Origin of the sequence: Leifsonia sp. Root1293 (assembly GCF_001425325.1) — a bacterium.
GTDB lineage: Bacteria > Actinomycetota > Actinomycetes > Actinomycetales > Microbacteriaceae > Orlajensenia.
This window is the reverse complement of record NZ_LMEH01000001.1, coordinates 1109066-1127484: the sequence shown is the minus strand read 5'-3', so window position 1 is coordinate 1127484 and position 18419 is coordinate 1109066. Positions and strand designations below refer to the sequence as shown.

The 18419-nt window shown below is 66.4% G+C and carries 19 protein-coding genes; 13 read left to right on the top strand and 6 right to left on the bottom strand.

Going from position 1 to position 18419, the window contains the following annotated elements; genetic code table 11:
- Positions 1 to 5 precede the first annotated feature (5 nt).
- Together ASC59_RS17150 and ASC59_RS17355 are read left to right on the top strand one after the other, a co-directional pair.
- Complete coding sequence (locus ASC59_RS17150; protein WP_157488070.1) at positions 6 to 122, top strand: hypothetical protein; 117 nt, start codon at positions 6 to 8, stop codon at positions 120 to 122.
- Positions 122 to 919, top strand: coding sequence for a DNA-processing protein DprA (locus ASC59_RS17355; RefSeq protein ID WP_055819143.1), 798 nt, complete (start codon positions 122 to 124; stop codon positions 917 to 919). The genes ASC59_RS17150 and ASC59_RS17355 overlap by 1 nt, the downstream gene beginning before the upstream one ends.
- A 6-nt stretch (positions 920 to 925) precedes the next feature.
- On the opposite strand, the gene ASC59_RS05205 is transcribed toward ASC59_RS17355, so the two are convergent.
- Positions 926 to 1921 (bottom strand): hypothetical protein, encoded by a 996-nt coding sequence (locus ASC59_RS05205; protein WP_055819140.1) that lies wholly within the window; start codon positions 1919 to 1921, stop codon positions 926 to 928.
- Positions 1922 to 2173: 252 nt separating this feature from the next.
- On the opposite strand from ASC59_RS05205, the gene ASC59_RS05200 reads away from it, so the two are divergent.
- Together ASC59_RS05200 and ASC59_RS05195 are read left to right on the top strand one after the other, a co-directional pair.
- Positions 2174 to 2986 (top strand): TIGR02391 family protein, encoded by an 813-nt coding sequence (locus ASC59_RS05200; protein WP_082513403.1) that lies wholly within the window; start codon positions 2174 to 2176, stop codon positions 2984 to 2986.
- A 346-nt stretch (positions 2987 to 3332) separates the two neighbouring features.
- Complete coding sequence (locus ASC59_RS05195; RefSeq protein ID WP_055819132.1) at positions 3333 to 5966, top strand: N-6 DNA methylase; 2634 nt, start codon at positions 3333 to 3335, stop codon at positions 5964 to 5966.
- A gap of 278 nt (positions 5967 to 6244) precedes the next feature.
- Here ASC59_RS05195 and ASC59_RS05190 read toward each other — a convergent pair whose 3' ends face one another.
- From ASC59_RS05190 to ASC59_RS05175, 4 genes are all read right to left on the bottom strand, one after another.
- On the bottom strand, positions 6245 to 6586 hold the full coding sequence (locus ASC59_RS05190; RefSeq protein ID WP_055819129.1) for a hypothetical protein: 342 nt from the start codon (positions 6584 to 6586) through the stop codon (positions 6245 to 6247).
- A 50-nt stretch (positions 6587 to 6636) separates the two neighbouring features.
- Positions 6637 to 6852 (bottom strand): hypothetical protein, encoded by a 216-nt coding sequence (locus ASC59_RS05185; protein WP_055819126.1) that lies wholly within the window; start codon positions 6850 to 6852, stop codon positions 6637 to 6639.
- A 111-nt stretch (positions 6853 to 6963) separates the two neighbouring features.
- A complete protein-coding gene (locus ASC59_RS05180; protein WP_055819123.1) occupies positions 6964 to 7854 on the bottom strand; it encodes a P22 phage major capsid protein family protein in 891 nt (296 codons plus the stop codon).
- 795 nt (positions 7855 to 8649) lie between these two features.
- Entirely contained in the window at positions 8650 to 10155 is a 1506-nt protein-coding gene (locus tag ASC59_RS05175; RefSeq protein WP_055819120.1) for a recombinase family protein, read from the bottom strand.
- 14 nt (positions 10156 to 10169) lie between these two features.
- Between ASC59_RS05175 and ASC59_RS05170 the strand changes: the two genes are divergently transcribed.
- From ASC59_RS05170 to ASC59_RS05160, 3 genes are all read left to right on the top strand, one after another.
- A complete protein-coding gene (locus ASC59_RS05170) occupies positions 10170 to 10652 on the top strand; it encodes a DNA-processing protein DprA (RefSeq protein WP_055819117.1) in 483 nt (160 codons plus the stop codon).
- Positions 10653 to 10767: 115 nt separating this feature from the next.
- Positions 10768 to 11712: a phosphodiesterase gene (locus ASC59_RS05165; RefSeq protein ID WP_055819114.1), complete on the top strand. Its 945-nt coding sequence runs from the start codon at positions 10768 to 10770 to the stop codon at positions 11710 to 11712.
- Positions 11705 to 12673 (top strand): tyrosine recombinase XerC, encoded by a 969-nt coding sequence (locus ASC59_RS05160; RefSeq protein ID WP_055819111.1) that lies wholly within the window; start codon positions 11705 to 11707, stop codon positions 12671 to 12673. The genes ASC59_RS05165 and ASC59_RS05160 overlap by 8 nt, the downstream gene beginning before the upstream one ends.
- A 79-nt stretch (positions 12674 to 12752) precedes the next feature.
- Here the strand turns inward: ASC59_RS05160 and ASC59_RS05155 are convergent, their stop codons facing one another.
- Positions 12753 to 13274, bottom strand: coding sequence for a murein hydrolase activator EnvC family protein (locus ASC59_RS05155; protein ID WP_055819107.1), 522 nt, complete (start codon positions 13272 to 13274; stop codon positions 12753 to 12755).
- 268 nt (positions 13275 to 13542) lie between these two features.
- Here ASC59_RS05155 and rpsB point away from each other — a divergent pair, with 268 nt between their 5' ends.
- The 6 genes from rpsB (at position 13543) to ASC59_RS05125 (ending at position 18371) form a co-directional block, all read left to right on the top strand.
- Entirely contained in the window at positions 13543 to 14478 is a 936-nt protein-coding gene (gene rpsB / locus ASC59_RS05150; RefSeq protein WP_055819104.1) for a 30S ribosomal protein S2, read from the top strand.
- Positions 14479 to 14504: 26 nt separating this feature from the next.
- Complete coding sequence (tsf, locus tag ASC59_RS05145; protein WP_055819102.1) at positions 14505 to 15335, top strand: translation elongation factor Ts; 831 nt, start codon at positions 14505 to 14507, stop codon at positions 15333 to 15335.
- A 132-nt stretch (positions 15336 to 15467) separates the two neighbouring features.
- Positions 15468 to 16184, top strand: coding sequence for a UMP kinase (gene pyrH, locus ASC59_RS05140; RefSeq protein WP_055819099.1), 717 nt, complete (start codon positions 15468 to 15470; stop codon positions 16182 to 16184).
- Positions 16185 to 16218: 34 nt separating this feature from the next.
- On the top strand, positions 16219 to 16773 hold the full coding sequence (gene frr, locus ASC59_RS05135; protein ID WP_055819096.1) for a ribosome recycling factor: 555 nt from the start codon (positions 16219 to 16221) through the stop codon (positions 16771 to 16773).
- Between the two features lie 89 nt (positions 16774 to 16862).
- A complete protein-coding gene (locus ASC59_RS05130) occupies positions 16863 to 17801 on the top strand; it encodes a phosphatidate cytidylyltransferase (protein ID WP_235492577.1) in 939 nt (312 codons plus the stop codon).
- Positions 17802 to 17822: 21 nt separating this feature from the next.
- Positions 17823 to 18371 (top strand): DivIVA domain-containing protein, encoded by a 549-nt coding sequence (locus ASC59_RS05125; RefSeq protein WP_055819093.1) that lies wholly within the window; start codon positions 17823 to 17825, stop codon positions 18369 to 18371.
- Positions 18372 to 18419: the final 48 nt, after the last annotated feature.

The following is an 18419-nucleotide window of genomic DNA, read 5'->3' as shown; positions in this document are numbered from 1 at the left end:
GACACATATGTTACTGCCGCGTTCTGCGGGTGGCCTGGTCGATCGCCGACCTCGACGGCGCGTCCGTGCCGTCTGCCGAGCATCTGGGCCAGGCCATCTTCCTGAGGAAGGGATCGAGCTGATGACCCGTTTCGGATTGGCTGAGGCCGAGATCGGCCGACTCGTCGGTGGCGTGTGCGCCGAGGCCCCGCTCGCCCCTCCCGACGCGGACAGGGCGTTCGCGCGCGCTGCGTGGTCGTTACTGGCCGAGCCCGGCGATCGAGCCGCCGGACTGTTGATCACGGCCCTCGGCCCCGATGCGGCCCTCGACGCGCTCCTCCGCGACGAGAGTCCGGAGTTCCTCGCCCGGCGGATCGATCCAGCCGGCTCGGCTGATCGGCCACGCCTGCAGCGGGAACTCGACGACGGATGCCGCCGCTGGCGTCCACGGCTGCGCTCCGGCGACGTGGTGCAGGCGCTCGTCGCCGCGGCCGGCACCCGCACGCGGCTCCTCCTGCCCGACGATGCGCTGTGGCCGGGCGGCGTCGACGACCTCGGGGTGCACGCCCCGATCGCGTTGTGGGTGCGCGGCGTCGACGACGCGCTGCTCGGGTTGGACCGCTCGATAGCGCTCGTCGGGGCCCGCGCAGCCTCCCTGTACGGCGAACAGATCGCCACGGACACCGCGTCGGGACTTGCTGACCGGGGCCTGACCATCGTCTCGGGCGCCGCCTACGGCATCGACGGCATGGCCCACAGGTCCGCGCTCGCAAGCGGCGGCCTCACCATCGCTTTCCTGGCCGGCGGTGTCGATCGCTTCTATCCGGCCGGCCACGACGACCTGCTGAGTCGCATCGCCTCCGTCGGTGCCGTGATCTCGGAGCTGCCCTGCGGATCCCAGCCCACCAAGTGGCGCTTCCTGCAGTGCAATCCGCAATAAGTGCACTCAGCTCCGAAGATTCGGCAGCGGGGCAATAATTGCTGTCGTTGTGCTGTCGCCTTCACCCGATCGCGTCGTTTCGATCTCAGCCCTCGTCTCCGCAGTCTGCAGGAGCTCCGGCTGTGACAACGCGTTCAGTGCTTCGACGATGTCAAGCACTGCGAAGCTTCGGCGGTCGACGAGTCGCCTCGCGACCTCACGCTGCGCGGCTCTGGGTAGGTTAACTTCGCGTGGCATCCTGGCGTCTGCCGCCAGTACTGCTTGAACGACTTCCCAGGCCATATAGAAGATCTCCATGAACTCCCCGTCGTAGGGCAGGGGACAGATGACTAGGTTCCGGCTTTCGTCCTTACGGACGGCGTCGCTAACCCCGTGGCGTGTGGGTACAACACCGACTCGAAGGCCGCGTGCACCCTCAAGAGCTGTCTCGTTGATCTTGACCGTCGTGCCTACCCAACGGTCGAGATCGGTAGCCCCCACGAACAGGTCGGCTTTCCACAGACCGCTGATGCTCTGCGGCAGGGCGTCGCGTCCGGCGCGCGAACGGAAGGCTTGGGCGACAGCGTTGATGTGAGCCTTCAGCTTGACGGGACGGCCGCGTGATCCAGACATGAGTATCGAATCACTGGTGAGCTCGTCGCGTGCTGTTTCGATTAGTTGCTGGGCGCCGGACTTCTCGGCACCGAAGAGGATCGACCCGATCTCGGCCCCACTGACGTTGCAGAGGCTGAGGGCGTCTGCAATTCGTTCGACGACAGGAGCATCGCAGCGCGTCATGGCGTCGTGGACGGCGTATTCGAAGCAGATGCCACAGTCCCCGTCGCCCGGACGGCGAAGTCGCGAGAGTAGTTCAAGGTCGATGACCTCGCGCCCCCCGACCCTGTCGGCGATCGTATCCTTCAGTGCCCACAAGATGCCGACGAGGATCGGACGGACCACCGCCGTGATCGCGGAGACTTCGTCGGCAACCGGGTTCGTCTGTGTTTCGGATCGCAAGTCCATGTCTGGACACTACTGCGCCGGGCGTGGACGCTCCACGAACCGAGCCGTTCCGCATCCTCGATCGGTACTACTACGCCTCGAAAGGGGTGATCCCGTAGGCCGGGCCACATTCGTGACACACGAACAGAACGAGGATCTTCCCATCGGGCGCTATGGCCTCCCGAGAGAGCTCGCCTCCGCACGCGGGACACAGCGGGCCCAGCGGCGAGCCATCGTCATCCTCGGGCATGAACTGAGGCTACCCGCCGTCGCTTGAGCGTCAAGCACGTCCCCATGCGGGTTAGAACAGTGGCGCTGCTTCCTGCACGCGAAACGCCTCGTACAGGCGGTCGGGGTTATGGCTACGCTCGTGACGTGAATAACGATTGGGCGATTGACCAGCTTCAACGGCACGTCGAGATGACGACGCTCTCGTGGATCGAGGGCGACATGGTCTCGTACGAGAGCACGGCCGCCACCGAGGACGAGATCATCGCGTCGGCCCAAATCGTCGAGAAGATCATGGATCGTGTGACTCCAGGATGGAGGAACGCCGTCGACGTCACGCGTCCTGGCTTGTGGCGTGAGCACAGGGCTGCCGCAGTGCGTGCCCTCGCTGAGATCAAGAGCGGCGCGTTGGTTGCCGAGCAACTCGGTGACAACGCCCCTACTCTCACTGCGGCCGCCATGCATCCGTGGGTCTGGGACGGTGCGCGATCCCTATGGCAGAGCGGGCATTACGGGGAGGCCGTACGCGCCGCCTCGACGAAGATCAACGCCGAGCTTCAGAACAAGATCGGTCGTCGGGATGTCAGTGAGAAGGATCTCATTTTGCAGGCGTTCAGCGACGAGGCTCCGGTACCGGGGCGTCCGCGCCTTCGATTGCCGGATGAGGACGGAGGGTCCACGGCCAAGAGTCTGCGGCGCGGAATCCGGATGCTGGGGGAGGGGTGCTTCGCAGCGCTGAGGAACCCAGTGAGCCATGATCCGATCGTCGACGTTGAGGAGGTCATAGCGCTGGAGCGTCTGGCGACCTTGAGCCTGCTGGCGCGGTGGATCGACGAAGCCGAAGTCCAGAGGGCCTAGCGCGCTGTGCATCGAGCGTCACTGCTAAGAGGAGCGCCCGGCCTGGAAAGGCCAGGAGAATTGCTGTGGGGATTGCTGAGAGGCTTTCGGCCGTGTTCCGGGCTCCGGGTGCCTGGGGTCCCTTGCGATTGTTGAAAGCCTCAGACCCGCGCGCACCCGGAGACGCTAAGCCGCACAGGGAGGGGAGGCACGGGGCAGGGGGAGTCCTGCCCCACCCCGCGGCTCAGCTCGGCCATACCCGATGGGATGCTTATTTTGATTCGCGCTCGTGCGTCGGCGAGCGAAGTCGGTCGGGCAGTTTAAGCTTGCGGCGGCGACGGACCTACGTCGCACCGAGGGGATAAGAGTGACTTCTACTGCAACCGTCAATGAGGCAACAACATCTGTACTGCTGACCTGCCCGATTCGCGGTCAGCTGACCGCTGGCGCGCTTGCGAAAGACGGACTGACACCAACCGAGGAAGCGCGCCGCATCGACTTCCTGCGGTACCTCCTGAACCGCGATTACCCTGCTGCCAACATCGCGGTCGAGACCGTCGTCCTGAAGTCTCTCGGCGAGAAGGGGCGCAACAGCCTGCGGGCCGATGTGATCGTCTACGACTCGCCCGCTAGCGAGATGAGGCAGGCCCCAATGGCGGACCGCCTAGACCATGTTGTGCTCGTCGCGGAGATAAAGCGAGAGTCCAGCGGTAAGAAGTCAGGGATCGACAATCAGCTCGTTCCAGCGATGCGTGTGATGCCGTCGATGACCGTTCTCGGCGTGTACTGGGATGACGCCAATCAGCTGCTATTGCACAAGATGGTCGTAAAAGAGAACGATCAGCAGGTCGTTCGCATCGGCGAAGATGTCTTGGCGAACCTGCCCGCGTACGGGCAGAAGTACAAGTCGAAGCCCCTCACGCTGTCGACGCTGGTACCGCCGGAAAACCTCGTGGCGACGCTTCAGTCCATCGCCAACGTGATGCGGAGCCACGGCATCAACGATGAACAGCTGAGATACAAAGAGACCGTCAAGTTGCTCCTCGCTCGGTACGTAGACGAGAAGGCCGCGAAGGCACGTGCGGACCGAGTTCTCGACTTGCAGGTCTTCGACGGCGCCGATCCGAACTTCCTCAAGCGGGTCCAGGGCGTCTACAAGCAGACCGCGACTCGCTATGACCGAGCCAAGACCCTATTCAAGAGCGGCACCGGGTCGGAGTTGCCGGAGGACGCGCTCAGAGGCTGTGTGCGCGCGATTCAGGGCATCAATCTCAGCTCGGCGCCGAATGACGTCATGCAGCAGGTATTTATGTCCTTTGTGCCTGCCGTGTTTAAGCGGTCCCTCGATCAGTACTTCACGCCGATCACCCTCATCGACGCCATGGTCGACATGGTCGATGTGGGACCGAATGACAAGGTCGCCGATCCGGCGATGGGTACCGCAGATTTCCTGAGCGCAGCAATGACTTCGCGCGTTGCCCAAGGGGACGATGACGCGTTCCAGCGGATTTACGGCATGGACAAAGATGCGCAGGCCTACGAGCTCGCCGTGATCAACATGATCCTCAACAAAGACGGTCAGGCGAACCTCGAACGGGCTGATTCGATCGAGAACCACACCAGGTGGGCGAAGAGTATGAATGTAGTGCTCTGTAACCCGCCCTTTGGCGCCCGTACATTGGAAGACCGATCTACGGTCCTCAAGCACTACGACCTTGGCCACAGCTGGGAACGCCAAGCCGACGGAACGTGGAAAAAGGGCTCCGAGCTGATGAAGCAGCAACAGCTGGGGCTCCTCTTTATCGAGCGCTGCTACAAGTTGCTTGCTGACGGCGGAAGACTCGCGATCATCCTTCCCGAGGGGTACCTTTGTACGCCGAGCTACGGCTACGTGAGAGAGTGGATCCTCTCGCATTTCCAGATCTTGAGCCTTGTAGAGCTTCCTCGGCGCATCTTCCTGAAGTCTGACGCCGACCTGCGTTCCAACATCTTGATTGCTCGCAAGCTGGAGAAGGTCGGACGTCCTTCCGCCCCTTATCCGATTCACACGGACCTAGTCCGGAAGGTTGGATACAAGCTCGGCAAGAGCTTCTCTCCCGACCCGGCTCGTGATCCGCAGACCGGCCTGGAGCGCCGAGACGATCACAACGAGCTAGTGCTCGACACTGACTTCGCCCGTGTTAGGAAGACCTTCGCCGAGTTCATGGCGGAGACCGACGATGCGACAAGCGTGCCGACTGACTGGGCGGGCGCCACCTTGGCGGATATCTCAGGAAGTGACCTTCTGGATATGAAGCCACGTCGCCTAACGGTGTCGGCACTCGCCAATCTGAGAAACGTTGGCACAGGCGAGCACGTTCGGCTGTCGGACGTGGCAGAGGTGCTGGACGGCGATTCCTCACTTATCAACCTCCTCGATACCCCATCGGCGGCATACCGTCTCGTCGAGGGGGAAGACATTCGAGCTGTCGAAGGTCTTGCGTTCCCGAAGGAGCCGCAGCGGGCGTGGCAGATCGCAGCGCGGAAATCGGCGAAGGTTTACAAGCTGCGGGAAGGAGACATCATCGTCGGTCTCGTGAGACCGGAGCGTCGCAACATCGGGATGCTTCTGGCGGGAGAAGACAACATAGTCGGTTCTCCTGACGGCGTCGCCGTAGTCCGACCGAAACCCGAGACAGTCGCCAAGTACCCGGCTGGGTGGATATTCGCGACCCTACGGAGTGAGGCCGTCAGGCTTCAGCTTTGGACCGAGAGCGGCGGAACGAGCTACGGAAAGTTGTCGAAGGACCACATTCGTCAGGTGCTGCTACCGATTGATGAGAATGAAGCGCCGGTCGAGGTGGCCAAGACGGTGATGAAGTGGGCTAAGGCAGTTTCCGCGTCGCACGCCATCTGGGAGGGTGTCGGCACTCCCGACGACCGGAGACCCATTAGGAACAGCGCCGTCATTGGTCTCGGCGGCGATGACGCTGGTCTGGACGTCGATGGAGACGACGACTAGCTAAGTGTGAAGGCAGGGCGGGCGGTCGCCGGTCGCGCCGGAGATCGGATTCGTCGACGCGGTTACGCTGGCGGCGGCTTCGGTGTCCCGCGAGGCAGTCGCGGAGTGTGTCTCGGACGGCGCGGCGCGGGTCAGGGAAGGTGATCGCGGTGTCGGTCATGGGATGTGCCGTCCGGACACGCGGACGAGCTCTGCGGTCGTGTAAACGCCGCTAGTCCGGATCGGCATCGCTCTCGATGATGCGAGTCCGCCCGTCGTCGAGCTGAAGGCTGAGGGTGCTACTCGGCACGGCTGGCGACCGTTCCGTGAAGGGCGACCGTCGCGCGGGCCCGCTGACCGCTACGCGCGAGCGAGAGGGCGGCGGCGGCCGTGATCCTGAAGCGGCGGGCGACGGCGTCGAGGCTTTCTCGGGTCGCCGGGTCGACGTCGGCGAGATCTGCCGGGAGAGGCGCGGATGCGAGATCCAGGGGCTCGCGGATCACAGCAACGGTCGCATCGCTCAGACGGTGAGCGGCGATCGACGCTGTCTGACGTTCGCGCATCGCGGGATCGGTGGGCGGGACTTCGGCGAGGGCTTCCTCGATGACGTCGAGGATCAGAGCGGACTTACGGAGAGACATTTAGCGGCCTTTCAAGGTCGGCGGAGTGTGAGCGGCTTCGGCGGCGAAGCTCAGGAGCCGAGGAGCCGGTCGACGTAGCCGGGCGACTTGTAGTCGTCGAGCTCGTAGGCGTCGGCTTCGTCGAGAATGAGTTCGACGGCGAAAGCGTGGAGCTCAGCTCGGGAGGTTCGGGAACGTGCCTGACGGCATCGCTGGCCGCAGGTCAGGGCGCGGGGGCTACGGGCGGCGAAGGGTGCGCCGCAGTGCTCGCAGAGGACGGTGTACAACGGTGCTCCTTGGGGTGACTGTGACCGACAGTGATCGGGTAAACGAAAGGCGGGGCAGCCCCACTCGCATTTTCAGAACAGGAGAGGGCTGCCCCGTCAGGGGTGTGGTGCTTACGCGGCTGTGTCGACGCGGACGACGTTGCCGTGCGGGACGAGGGCGACGGTTCCGTCTTCGTTGTCCTTCGCCTGAGGCATCGGGACGACGGCGACGAGCGCCTCAACGATCGAGCGGTCCGAGCCGGTCGCGACGTCGAAGGCCTGCAAGTGGGTCAGTGCGAACGGCGAGTCACCCTCGGCGCGGATGCTCGCGCCGTACCCGGCTCCGGCCGGAGGCTCAGGAGCGCGCACGACGAGCGAGAAGGCCTCCTTGACGAAGGCGACCACGTCATCCGCACCCAGACGGCTGGATTCGTGGATCTCGATCCCTCGCACGGTGACGCCGTTCGCGTCCCAGGTTCCGAGCGGGCCGTCGAGAAGGTCCGCGTAGACGGAGCTACCCACTACGGCGACGATCTTCGACTCGGCGCTGACGCCGCGATCTCGGAGGGTCTTCCGGATCGCAGTGAACAGCTTCGCGGGAGTCGCGGCGGTGTAAATGAGCTCAGTCGTCGGAGTAGCGAGGAGCGCCGCGGCGGCCTCCTGCTCAACCCTCCGCGAGATCGCGCGAGTCTGGGGCTCAAGTACCTGCTTGCCGAAGTCGATCAGCCCGAGTTCAGTCTCCGACACTGAGAGCGAGACATTGGAGTACGCCAGGGTGTCGAGGGTCACGGGTACGGACTGCTCCGTGATCGTGTCGACGGCTAGGGCCGTGGTGGTGTCGTTCGCGGCGCGCTCGCGCGACGGGACAGCGCCGGGGATGCGGACGCGGATCGTCTCGCCGGTGCCGCCGCCGAAGTCGGCGGCGACGTCGGAGCTGAAGAGCTTCGCGAGTCCGAGGTCCGAGCCGACGAGCGCTGCGCCGATGGTCGCGATCTCGTCTGCGGTGAGGATGGTGTTGGGCATGGTGTGTAACTCCTGAGGGTCGTGTGTGGTGGGTGTGAGGAGTCCGCCTCTGGCGGGGCGTCGCGCCGCCGGACCTGCCGACGTCGGTGTGCCTGAAGTGGCGCGGGATGCGCCGGAGTGTGCTCGCGAGGACCTGCCTCGGCGAGCGAGCCGCAGTCAAGGGCTGCGGGGTTGATCCCGCGCCGTCGACGGCGGAAATAGGAGGGGCGAGCGCGCCTCGTGGGGACCCACGACAGCCCGGAGGCGCGCTCGCGGCCGCAGGGTGCGATCGCCGCTGCGGCGAGCGTCGCGCGGTGAAAGGAGTAAGCCCGCGCGACACGGAGGGGCGGAGAACACTCGGCGTTGAGTGCTTCTCACAAGAGAAGGCCCTAGGTGGCCTCGAAGGAGTAGGCGGCCGGGGTGTGACCGACAATAGGCTTCTGCGCCTATCCGCGGCCTTCAGCGTTAGATCGTGGTCGGACCGGAATTCCCGAAGGCAGGGATGTGTTCCCCGTACACAAGAGAAGGCGGCCGGGGGCGGGTGGTCTGCTCACGTTTACACGATCTCTCTTGCGACGCCGCCGGGCGCGATGCGCCAGCGGTGGCGGAGTGACGAAGTTACGTCACTCTTGCATTCCCCCCTTAAGTGAGAGAGAGCTATAGAGGGGAAGGGAACTAGGAGTCACTTCCGTCACTTCGCCACTCCTAGAGACGACGAAGGGGCCGCGAGAAGCTCAGCGAGCACTCCGGGCCGCTCACGTCCGGCGTGAGTGCGCCTACACGCGCCCCGCGGCGTCTCAGTCGGCGAGATCCCGGTCAGACGGTCGCGCGCGCAGGGCGACGGTTCGATCTGTCGCCCGGACCACGGCTCTCGCCTTCGCCGACGATGTCAACGGCGAGCGCAGACTCCGGGTTGAGCTTCGTCACGACCTTGTGCCAGACCACAACGCGGCGGGGGTCCCTGCCAGGGTTCACTGTGACGTCCAAGAGGGCTCGGACAGTATCCCGCTGGCGGTCGAGGTCGAGCGTCTCGAACCGCGCCGCGACCGCTGCCGTCATGTCGCCGAAGAACTTCGCCGGAGTCATGTCATCCCCTGCAAGGAGCTCGTGAGCAACGTCCGCGAGTACAGACGAAGCCGATCGCTCAACGCGGGCACTCGAAAGGCGCTGCTCGATCGCCACACGCTCGACACGGAGCTCGATCAACCGGGCGCGTGCGGCCTTCGGGGAGAGGAGGCCCTCGTCACGGTCTTCAGCGGTGGCTCGCGCGGCGCGGTCGTTCTTCTCAAGCGCGGCGACGAGCGGAGCGACTGTGGTGTCGCTCCTCTCCTCGCTCAGCGAGCCGCCCGACGCGAGGAAGGCGAGGGCTACTTCCCCACGAAGGCGAGTGTCCAGACGCTCTTTCGTGATCGTCGGATGGGCGCTGTCAGCCTTGCAGCGATACGCCTTCGCGAGGTTGAACATGAGCCCGCCGCACACGCCGCACGAGGCGAGGCCTGAGCCTAGATGCCTCGGAGCCGGGCCGGGCGTCGTTAGTCGCGACTCGTCGGCGAGGATCGCACGCACCTCCTCAGCAAGCGTCCTCTCGATTATCGGTACGAGGACGTCAGACGGCAGCGCCGAGCCGAAGCTGTGAACTTCGCCGCTGTAGGTCGGATTCTTCAGGATGTAGCGGATACGGCCCGTTGACCACGAGCGGCCGGGGGCCGGATCGACGGCTTCGTCTTCGAGCGCGCGAGCGATCGAGCGAAGCGATCCGCCCGCGGCGACGTGCTCGAACATCCGCCGGACGACCGCGGCCTCCGCGGGTCTAGGATTCACGCCGTCGAGCTCGTAGCCGTAGCGGCGGCGGCCGGGCGCTGGCTTTCCGCTCTCGATGCGCTGGAGGTTCGCTCGACGCTGGCGCGCGCCCTTGCGCTCGATCTCAGCACGCGCGATAGTCGCCTTCATGCGAGCGAACATGCGGCCGTTGTCGGTGGCGAGATCGGCTTCGCCACTCGCGGTCACGAGTACAAGCCCGCGCTCCTCCGCGGCGTCGATCCAGTCTTCGAGCTGGCGCGGCTGGCGCGTGAGTCGGTCGAGGTCGTAGCAGACGAGTGCCTCGAACGCCCCCGCTTCATAGGCCGCGACCATCCGGTCGTAGTCCGGGCGCTTCGTTGTCCGCTTCGACGCGCTTACAGCGTTGTCGACGTACTCGCCCACGAGCTCCCAGCCGCGAGCGGTGATAATTGCGAGGCAGTCAGCGCGTTGGCGCTCGACGGCAAGCCCGGTCGCCTGATCGTCGCGGCTGATTCGGAGATAGACGGCGGCACGAGTGGTCATGTACTTATCGTAGGTTGCTGCAGCGCAACAGGTTGATCGCCGCGGCCAGCCGGGCCACCGTCGTCCTGGAGGCGGGCTGGCGCTCGGGCTCCCTCAACACGGCCGGACACGCTGCAGCACTCGGGCGGCCTCTCGGGGCAGTACCCGGCCCGATCACCAGCGTCACGAGTGCGGGCTGTCATCGCCTCATCCGCGACTACGACGCCGTGTGCGTCACGAGCGTCGAGGAGATGCTCGAACTGCTGCCGGATGCCGACCCGACGGCATCCGGCGCTCCTGGGCACGGCGCCCCTGCGGGCACCGGCGGCTCGACGCCCGACCCGACCAGCGACGAGCTGCGGGTCATCGACGCCCTCAGCGGCCGCAGTGCGCGCAGCGTCGACGAGATCGCTCGTCGCTCCGGCCTCGGCGTCTCCGTCGTCGCCGGGGTCCTGGGAGCCCTCGATCTCGAGCAGCGAGTCGTCCAGAGGGAATCCGGCTGGGTTCGGGGGAGGTGAGGCCATGAGGCGACCTTGAGACGGTGAGTGGACGGCCGCGCACCGGTGCGCCGAACCCAGCGACGTCGGTGCCGCGCCCTATCGTGGTGAGCAAGGATCACCGGAAGGCGCACTCATGGTCGACGCAGCACTGCCCCCGCAGTTCGGGCAGTACCCGGCGCCCGGACACGTGATCGCCCATCTCAGTGACACCCATTTCCTCGCCGGCGGGCCGCTCTACGGCACTGTCGACACCGACACCGGATTGGCGGCGGCACTCCAGCGGCTCGAGGCATCGGGCATCCGCCTGGACGCCTTCGTCTTCACCGGCGACATCACCGACCGTGGCGAACCCGATGCGTACGCGCGAGTGCGATCCGTGGTCGAACCCGTCGCAGCCCGCATCGGTGCCGAGGTCATCTGGGTCATGGGCAACCACGACGAACGGATGCCGTTCCGCCGCGGGCTCCTCGCCGGCTCCGCCGGTGTCACGGGTGAGGAGACGGCGCCCGGGGCCCCGGTCGACACCGTGACGACGGTGCGAGGCCTGCGCGTCATCGCCCTCGACACGAGCGTGCCCGGCTACCACCACGGTGCCATCGACGATGCCCAACTGGCCTGGCTCGCCGACGTTCTGTCAGAGCCCGCCGAGCACGGCTCGCTCCTCGCCCTCCACCACCCTCCGATCCCGACGGCGATCGGAGCGATGCAGATCCTCGAGCTCGAACGCCAGGAGCGCCTGGCGGCTGTGATCGAGGGGAGCGACATCCGGGCCATCCTGGGCGGCCACCTGCACTACACCTCCACGAGTCTGTTCGCCGGCATCCCGGTCTCCGTCGCCGCGGCCACCTGCTACACGATGGACCTGGCCGCCCCCGTCGACGAGCTGATCGGCACTGACGCCGGGCAGTCGCTGAATCTCGTGCACGTCTACGACGACCGTGTCGTGCACTCGGTCGTGCCGTTGACGACGGCGCGCACGGTCACGCGTTTCGGGTCCGACTTCACCGCGCGCATGCTCGAACTCGACGCTGAGGGTCGGCGCGATGCCTTCTCCAGGCAGCGACCCGTCGATGGCTGACGCGCACGGCGTCACCCCCGCCACGCCGGAATCGGTGCCGAGTGAACTCGAGAGTGCACTCGAGGACTACTGCCGACACCTCAGCATCGAACGGGGCTTCTCACAGCACACGGTGCGCGCCTACCGCACCGATCTCGCCGAGCTCATCGACTTCGCCGAGGTGAACGGTGTCACCACCCTCGACGCCATCACCCTGCCCCTCCTGCGTGACTGGCTCTGGGCGGGCACCGAGCGGGACCTCGCCCGCTCGACGATCGCCCGCCACGCCGCGTCCGCTCGCGGCTTCACGGCCTGGCTGGCGCGCACGGGCGAGATTCCAGACGACCCGGGCGTGCGACTGCGGTCGCCCAAGCCGCTTCGGAGCCTGCCGCGAGTGATCACCCGCGGGCAGATGGACGCCCTCATCGGGGCGCTGGTCGACGCCTCGGCCGAGGGAGACCCTGTGGCGCGACGTGACCTGGCCATCGTCGAGGTGCTTTACGCCTCGGCACTCCGGGTCTCCGAGATCGTCGGCCTCGACGTCGACGATGTCGATCTCGACCGCCTCACCGTGCGTGTGACCGGCAAGGGCGGAAAGCAGCGGGTCGTGCCGTTCGGCCTGCCCGCGCTGAATGCCATCGTCGACTACGTGCGCCTCGGGCGACCGGCGCTGCTGGCGCGGGCCACGGGTGCGGCACCGGATGCCGCCGCCCTCTTCCTGGGCGCACGCGGCGCCAGGGTCGGCACCCGCAGCGTGTACAGACTCGTCGCCGGACTCCTCGTCGACCTGCCCGGGGGTGGACCATCCGGACCGCACGCCCTCCGCCACACGGCGGCGACGCACCTGCTCGATGGTGGCGCCGACCTCCGAGCCGTGCAGGAGATGCTCGGGCACGCGAGCCTCGGTACGACGCAGATCTACACCCACGTGTCGACCGAGCGTCTCCGCGAGAGCTACAGGACCGCGCACCCCCGCGCTTGACCGAGCCGACGCGCGTCGGAGCAGGAGGTCCCGGCCCCGGCACCGACGCCTCGTCCACCTCCGCTTCCGCCCTCAGGTCTCAGCGCCCCATCGGCAGCAGCACCGCCCGCGGCAGCCCGGTGATGAACGCGAGCGGCGACACGTACTCGCCGAACACCCTCACCCCGACGTGCAGGCATCCGCCGCCGCAGTGACCACCGTCGGCGACGGCTCCGATCGGCTGTCCTCGTGCCACGGCGTCTCCCTCGACGACGCTCGCCAGCACCGGCTCCAGGCTGACCAGCACTCCGTCGCCATGGTCGACGGTCAGCAGAGGGCGGTCGACCACGGTTCCGGCGAACGAGATGGTGCCGTCCGTCGGTGCCAGCACGGGGGTGCCGGATGCCGCGGCCAGGTCGATGCCCCTGTGCCCGGCGCTGTACCGGGTGACCGGCGCCTCAAAAGCGGCCACCACCCTCACCGGACGGGCGAGCGGCCACCGCCAGTCGGCGGCGGGCGCCGGTTCGTCGGCCCCGGCGCCGGAGGACCCGCCGAACCCCAGGCAGCCCACGACGGCGCAGAAGGCGATGACGATGATGGCGCTGCGACGGCAGGAAGGCATGCGTTCAGCATCCGTGTCCCGGCGCGCTCTACAGGGTCGGTGACCGCTGTTGTGCTGACCTCGTGCGTAGCCTGCAGCTGTGGGGGAGTGGCGTGCCGTGAACTGCTAGACTGATCCGAGCAGCGCCTTCGAGCGCTGACTACGCGTGCCGTTTCGGCCGACACACCCATTCAGTCTGCACCTCTTCCGGGGAGCAGCGGGCGTGCGCCGGGCACCAGGGCGTCCGGTCATCCGATCGGAGGCACAACTGAGAAGAAGGAGTACGGCCATGGCCGTCGTCACCATTCGCCAGCTGCTCGACAGCGGCGTTCACTTCGGGCACCAGACCCGCCGTTGGAACCCGAAGATGAAGCGATTCATCTTCGCCGAGCGTTCCGGCATCTACATCATCGACCTGCAGCAGTCGCTCGCCTTCATCGACAAGGCCTACGACTTCGTCAAGGAGACCGTCGCCCACGGCGGCACCATCCTCTTCGTCGGAACGAAGAAGCAGGCTCAGGAGACCATCGCCGAGCAGGCCACCCGCGTCGGCCAGCCCTACGTCAATCAGCGTTGGCTCGGTGGACTCCTCACCAACTTCCAGACCGTCAACAAGCGTCTGGCCCGCATGAAGGAGCTCGAGGAGCTCGACTTCGAGGACACCGCCAAGTCGGGGTTCACGAAAAAGGAAATGCTGATCAAGAAGCGCGAGCTCGACAAGCTCCACAAGTCGCTCGGCGGAATCCGCAACCTCACGCGCACGCCGTCGGCTCTCTGGGTCGTCGACACCAAGAAGGAGCACCTCGCGATCGACGAGGCCAAGAAGCTGGGCATCCCGGTCATCGGCATCCTCGACACGAACTGCGACCCCGACGAGGTCCAGTACCCGATCCCGGGTAACGACGACGCCATCCGTTCCGTCGCACTGCTCACGCGTGTGATCGCGGATGCCGCTGCCGAGGGTCTCATCCAGCGCCACCAGAAGCCCGAAGAGGGCCAGGAGCCCGCTGAGCCGCTCGCCGAGTGGGAGGCCGAGCTTCTCCAGGCCGGCGCCGAGAGCACCCCGGAGCAGGCTTCGGCCGAGACCGAGAAGGTCGCCGATGCCGCTGAGGCCGACGTCGCAACCGAGGTCGCCGAGGCTCAGACGCCTCTCGACGTCGTCGAGGCCGAGGCTCCCGTCGAGGCACCGGTCGAGGCTGCTGCAGCCGACGCCGACGCCAAGTAATCACTTTCACGAGAGAGAAGTCATCTATGGCTAACTTCAACATCGCCGACCTGAAGGCACTGCGCGAGCAGCTCGGTACCGGCATGTCCGACACCAAGGCTGCGCTCGTCGAGGCCGATGGCGACGTCGAGAAGGCGACCGAGATCCTCCGGCTCAAGGGTGCGAAGGGCAACGCGAAGCGTGCCGACCGCTCCACCTCCGAGGGCCTCGTCGCCGCCGTCGAGAACGGCAACGGAACCGCCACGCTGATCGAGCTCGCCTGCGAGACCGACTTCGTCGCCAAGGGCGACAAGTTCGTCGCGCTGTCCGAGAAGGTGCTCGCGGCTGTCGCCGCGGCCGGAGCTGCATCCGTCGACGAGGGCCTCGCGGCCCCCGCAGACGGTGGCACCGTCGCCGACCTCATCGACGGCGAGGCCGCGATCCTCGGTGAGAAGATCGAGCTGCGTCGTGTCGCCCTCGTCTCCGGCGAGAACTTCGCGATCTACCTGCACAAGACGTCGAAGGACCTGCCCCCGCAGGTCGGCGTCGTCGTCGGCTACTCCGGTACCGACGCCGAGACCGCCCGGTCGATCGCGCAGCACATCTCCTTCGCGAACCCCGAGTACCTCACCCGCGAGGACGTCCCGGCTGACGCCGTCGACAAGGAGCGTGCCATCGTCGAGCAGATCTCCCGCGAGGAGGGCAAGCCCGAGGCCGCCCTCCCGAAGATCATCGAGGGTCGCGTCGGCGCCTACTTCAAGCAGGTCGCCCTGCTCGAGCAGGACTACGCGAAGGACAACAAGCTGTCCGTCGCCAAGGTCGTCTCCGATGCCCGACTGACGATCTCGGGCTTCGCCCGGTTCAAGGTCGGCGCGTAGCAGAATCAGTGAGAGGAGCCCGGATCGTCACCGATCCGGGCTCCTTTTTCTCTGCCATCGCGCGGCCGGTGGCACGCCCCGCAGTCGGGGCACAGTAGGTTGAATACAGTCGAGGAAAAGGATGCGTCCAGTATGAACGGAACCCACACGAGGCGGCGCGTGCTCCTCAAGCTCTCGGGCGAGGCCTTCGGCGGGGGATCGCTCGGCGTGAACCCCGACGTGGTCAGTGCGCTGGCCCGGGAGATCGCGGATGCCGCCACCCAGGTCGAGATCGCGATCGTCGTCGGAGGAGGCAACTTCTTCCGCGGAGCAGAGCTCTCGCAGCGCGGCATGGATCGTGGACGCGCCGACTACATGGGCATGCTCGGCACCGTCATGAACGCCCTGGCTCTCCAGGACTTCCTCGAGCAGGCCGGGCTGGAGACGCGCGTGCAGTCGGCGATCTCGATGACCCAGGTCGCCGAGCCCTACATTCCCCGCAAGGCGGAGCGCCACCTCGAGAAGGGCCGCGTCGTCATCTTCGGCGCCGGTGCGGGCCTGCCGTACTTCTCCACCGACACCGTCGCCGCCCAGCGTGCGCTGGAGATCGAGGCCGATGTCGTGCTCGTCGCCAAGAACGGCGTCGACGGGGTCTACGACGACGATCCGCGCAGCAACCCCGACGCCAAGAAGATCCACCGGATCACGTACCAGGAGGCGCTCCAGCAGGGCCTCAAGGTGGTCGACTCCACGGCGTTCAGTCTGTGCATGGACAACGACATGCCCATGCAGGTGTTCGGCATGGAGCCGGCAGGCAACGTGACCGCCGCCATCCTCGGTGCCGACCTCGGCACCGTCGTCAGCAACTAAGCTTTCCTACAAGTCCCTTCCAGAAGGAGTCACCGTGATCGCGGATGTCCTGTCCGATGCCGCAGCCCGTATGAGCAAGGCCGTCGAAGTCGCCAAAGACGACTTCTCGTCCGTGCGCACCGGGCGTGCGAACCCCCAGCTCTTCCAGAAGATCATGGTGAGCTATTACGGCACGCCGACGCCGTTGGCGCAGCTCGCGTCTCTGGCCAACCCCGAGGCCCGCACGCTCGTCGTGACCCCCTACGACAAGAGCGCCCTGCGCGACATCGAGCAGGCCATCCGCGACACGCCCAACCTGGGCGCCAACCCGTCGAACGACGGCAACATCATCCGGGTCACCCTGCCCGAGCTCACGGCAGACCGCCGCAAGGAGTTCGTCAAGATCGTCCGCGGCAAGGGCGAGGACGCCAAGGTGTCCGTGCGCAACATCCGCCGCAAGGCCAAGGACGAGCTCGATGCCCTCAAGAGCGAGGTCGGCGATGACGAGGTGTCCCGCGGCGAGAAGGAACTCGAGCAGGTGACCAAGACGCACGTCGACGCCATCGACGACGCACTGAAGCGCAAGGAAGCCGAACTCCTCGAGGTCTAGGGCTCATGTCCTCTCCTGATGAACCCGCGCCGCAATCCCGGGGTTCGAGGCGCAAGCGAGAAGCGAAACGCGACGAGGTCCGGGCCCAGGTGAAGTCGACGCGTGCCGACATCGAGCGTCAGCTCGAATCGACGCGCGCTGACATCGAGCGTCAGTTCGAGGCGACCCGCGGCAAGATCGAGGCGACGAGCGAGAAGATCCAGGCCCGCACGGGCCGCAATCTCATCCTCGCCATCCTCATCGGTCTCGCGCTCGGCTTCGCCATGCTCTTCAGCCTCATCGTCGTCAAGGAGCTGTTCCTCCTCTTCGGTGCGTTCATCGTCTTCTTCACCGCGTACGAGCTGAGTCAGGGCCTGCGCAGGTCGGGCCGGTTGGTGCCCGTCATCCCCGTGGTGTTCGCCACCGTCGCCATGATCCCCCTGACCTGGTTCTGGTCGGGGGCCGGCCAGTGGTTGGGCCTCATCGGCGGTATCGCCCTGGTGACGCTCTGGCGGCTGATCGAGACGATGCTTCCCGGACGCCGGGTCGACGGCAGTTCGCTGCTGCGGGACGTCGGCTCCGGCATCTTCGTGCTGATGTACGTCGCATTGTTCATGAGCTTCACCGTGCTCCTGCTCGCGCGCGAGGGAGGCGAGTACTGGATCCTCGCCTTCCTGATCCTCGTGATCGCCGTGGACACCGGCGCCTACGCCAGTGGCCTCTCGTTCGGACGGCATCCGATGGCTCCCCGCATCAGTCCCAAGAAGACCTGGGAGGGCTTCGCCGGTGCTGTGGCCGCGAGCCTCGTCGGCGGAGTGCTCCTGGCCACCCTCATGCTGCAGATGCCGTGGTGGTTCGGCCTGGTGTTCGGCGTGGCGATCGTGCTCTCGGCGACCATCGGCGACCTCGCCGAGTCGCTGCTCAAGCGCGACCTCGGAATCAAGGACATGAGCTCCTGGCTCCCGGGCCACGGCGGATTCCTCGACAGGCTCGACTCGATCCTGCCGTCGGCAGTGATCACGTACGCGTTGTTCCTCATCTTCGCCTGATCTGTTTGGCAGAATGATCCCGTGAGTACCACCTTCCCCCGCGCCGGTAGAGGCAAGCCCGGCTACAACGTCGACCAGGTCGAGGCGTTCCTCGCGGAAGCGCGCGTCGCCTACGACGCCGACCCGACGACGGCGACGCTGGTGGCCGACGACATCCGTCGCACTGCATTCTCGATGCAGAAGGGCGGCTACTCGACGCAGCACGTCGACGCGGCACTGGAGCGGCTCGAGGATGCCTTCGCGGCACGCGAGCGGGACCGGGCATTGCAGGAGGCTGGGAACGAGGAGTGGTACCGCGAGGCTCGCCAGACCGCGCAGGTCATCCTCAACCGGCTCGCCCGCGAGAAGGGACACCGGTTCCAGCGCACCAGTCTCCTCACCGAGGGATACAGCGTCGCCGACGTCGACAAGTTCGCGGCCAAGCTCACGCGGTACTTCCAGGACGGCTACGCGCTGACCGTCGACGACGTGCGCACCGCCGTCTTCCGTCCGCAGCGCGGCGGCTACCGCGAGGCCCAGGTCGACATCGTGCTCGACAGCGTCGTCGACGTCATGCTGGCGGTTCGGTGAGCCACGCGACGCGAGGTGTGGTCCTCGCGGGAGGTTCTGGGCTAGCAT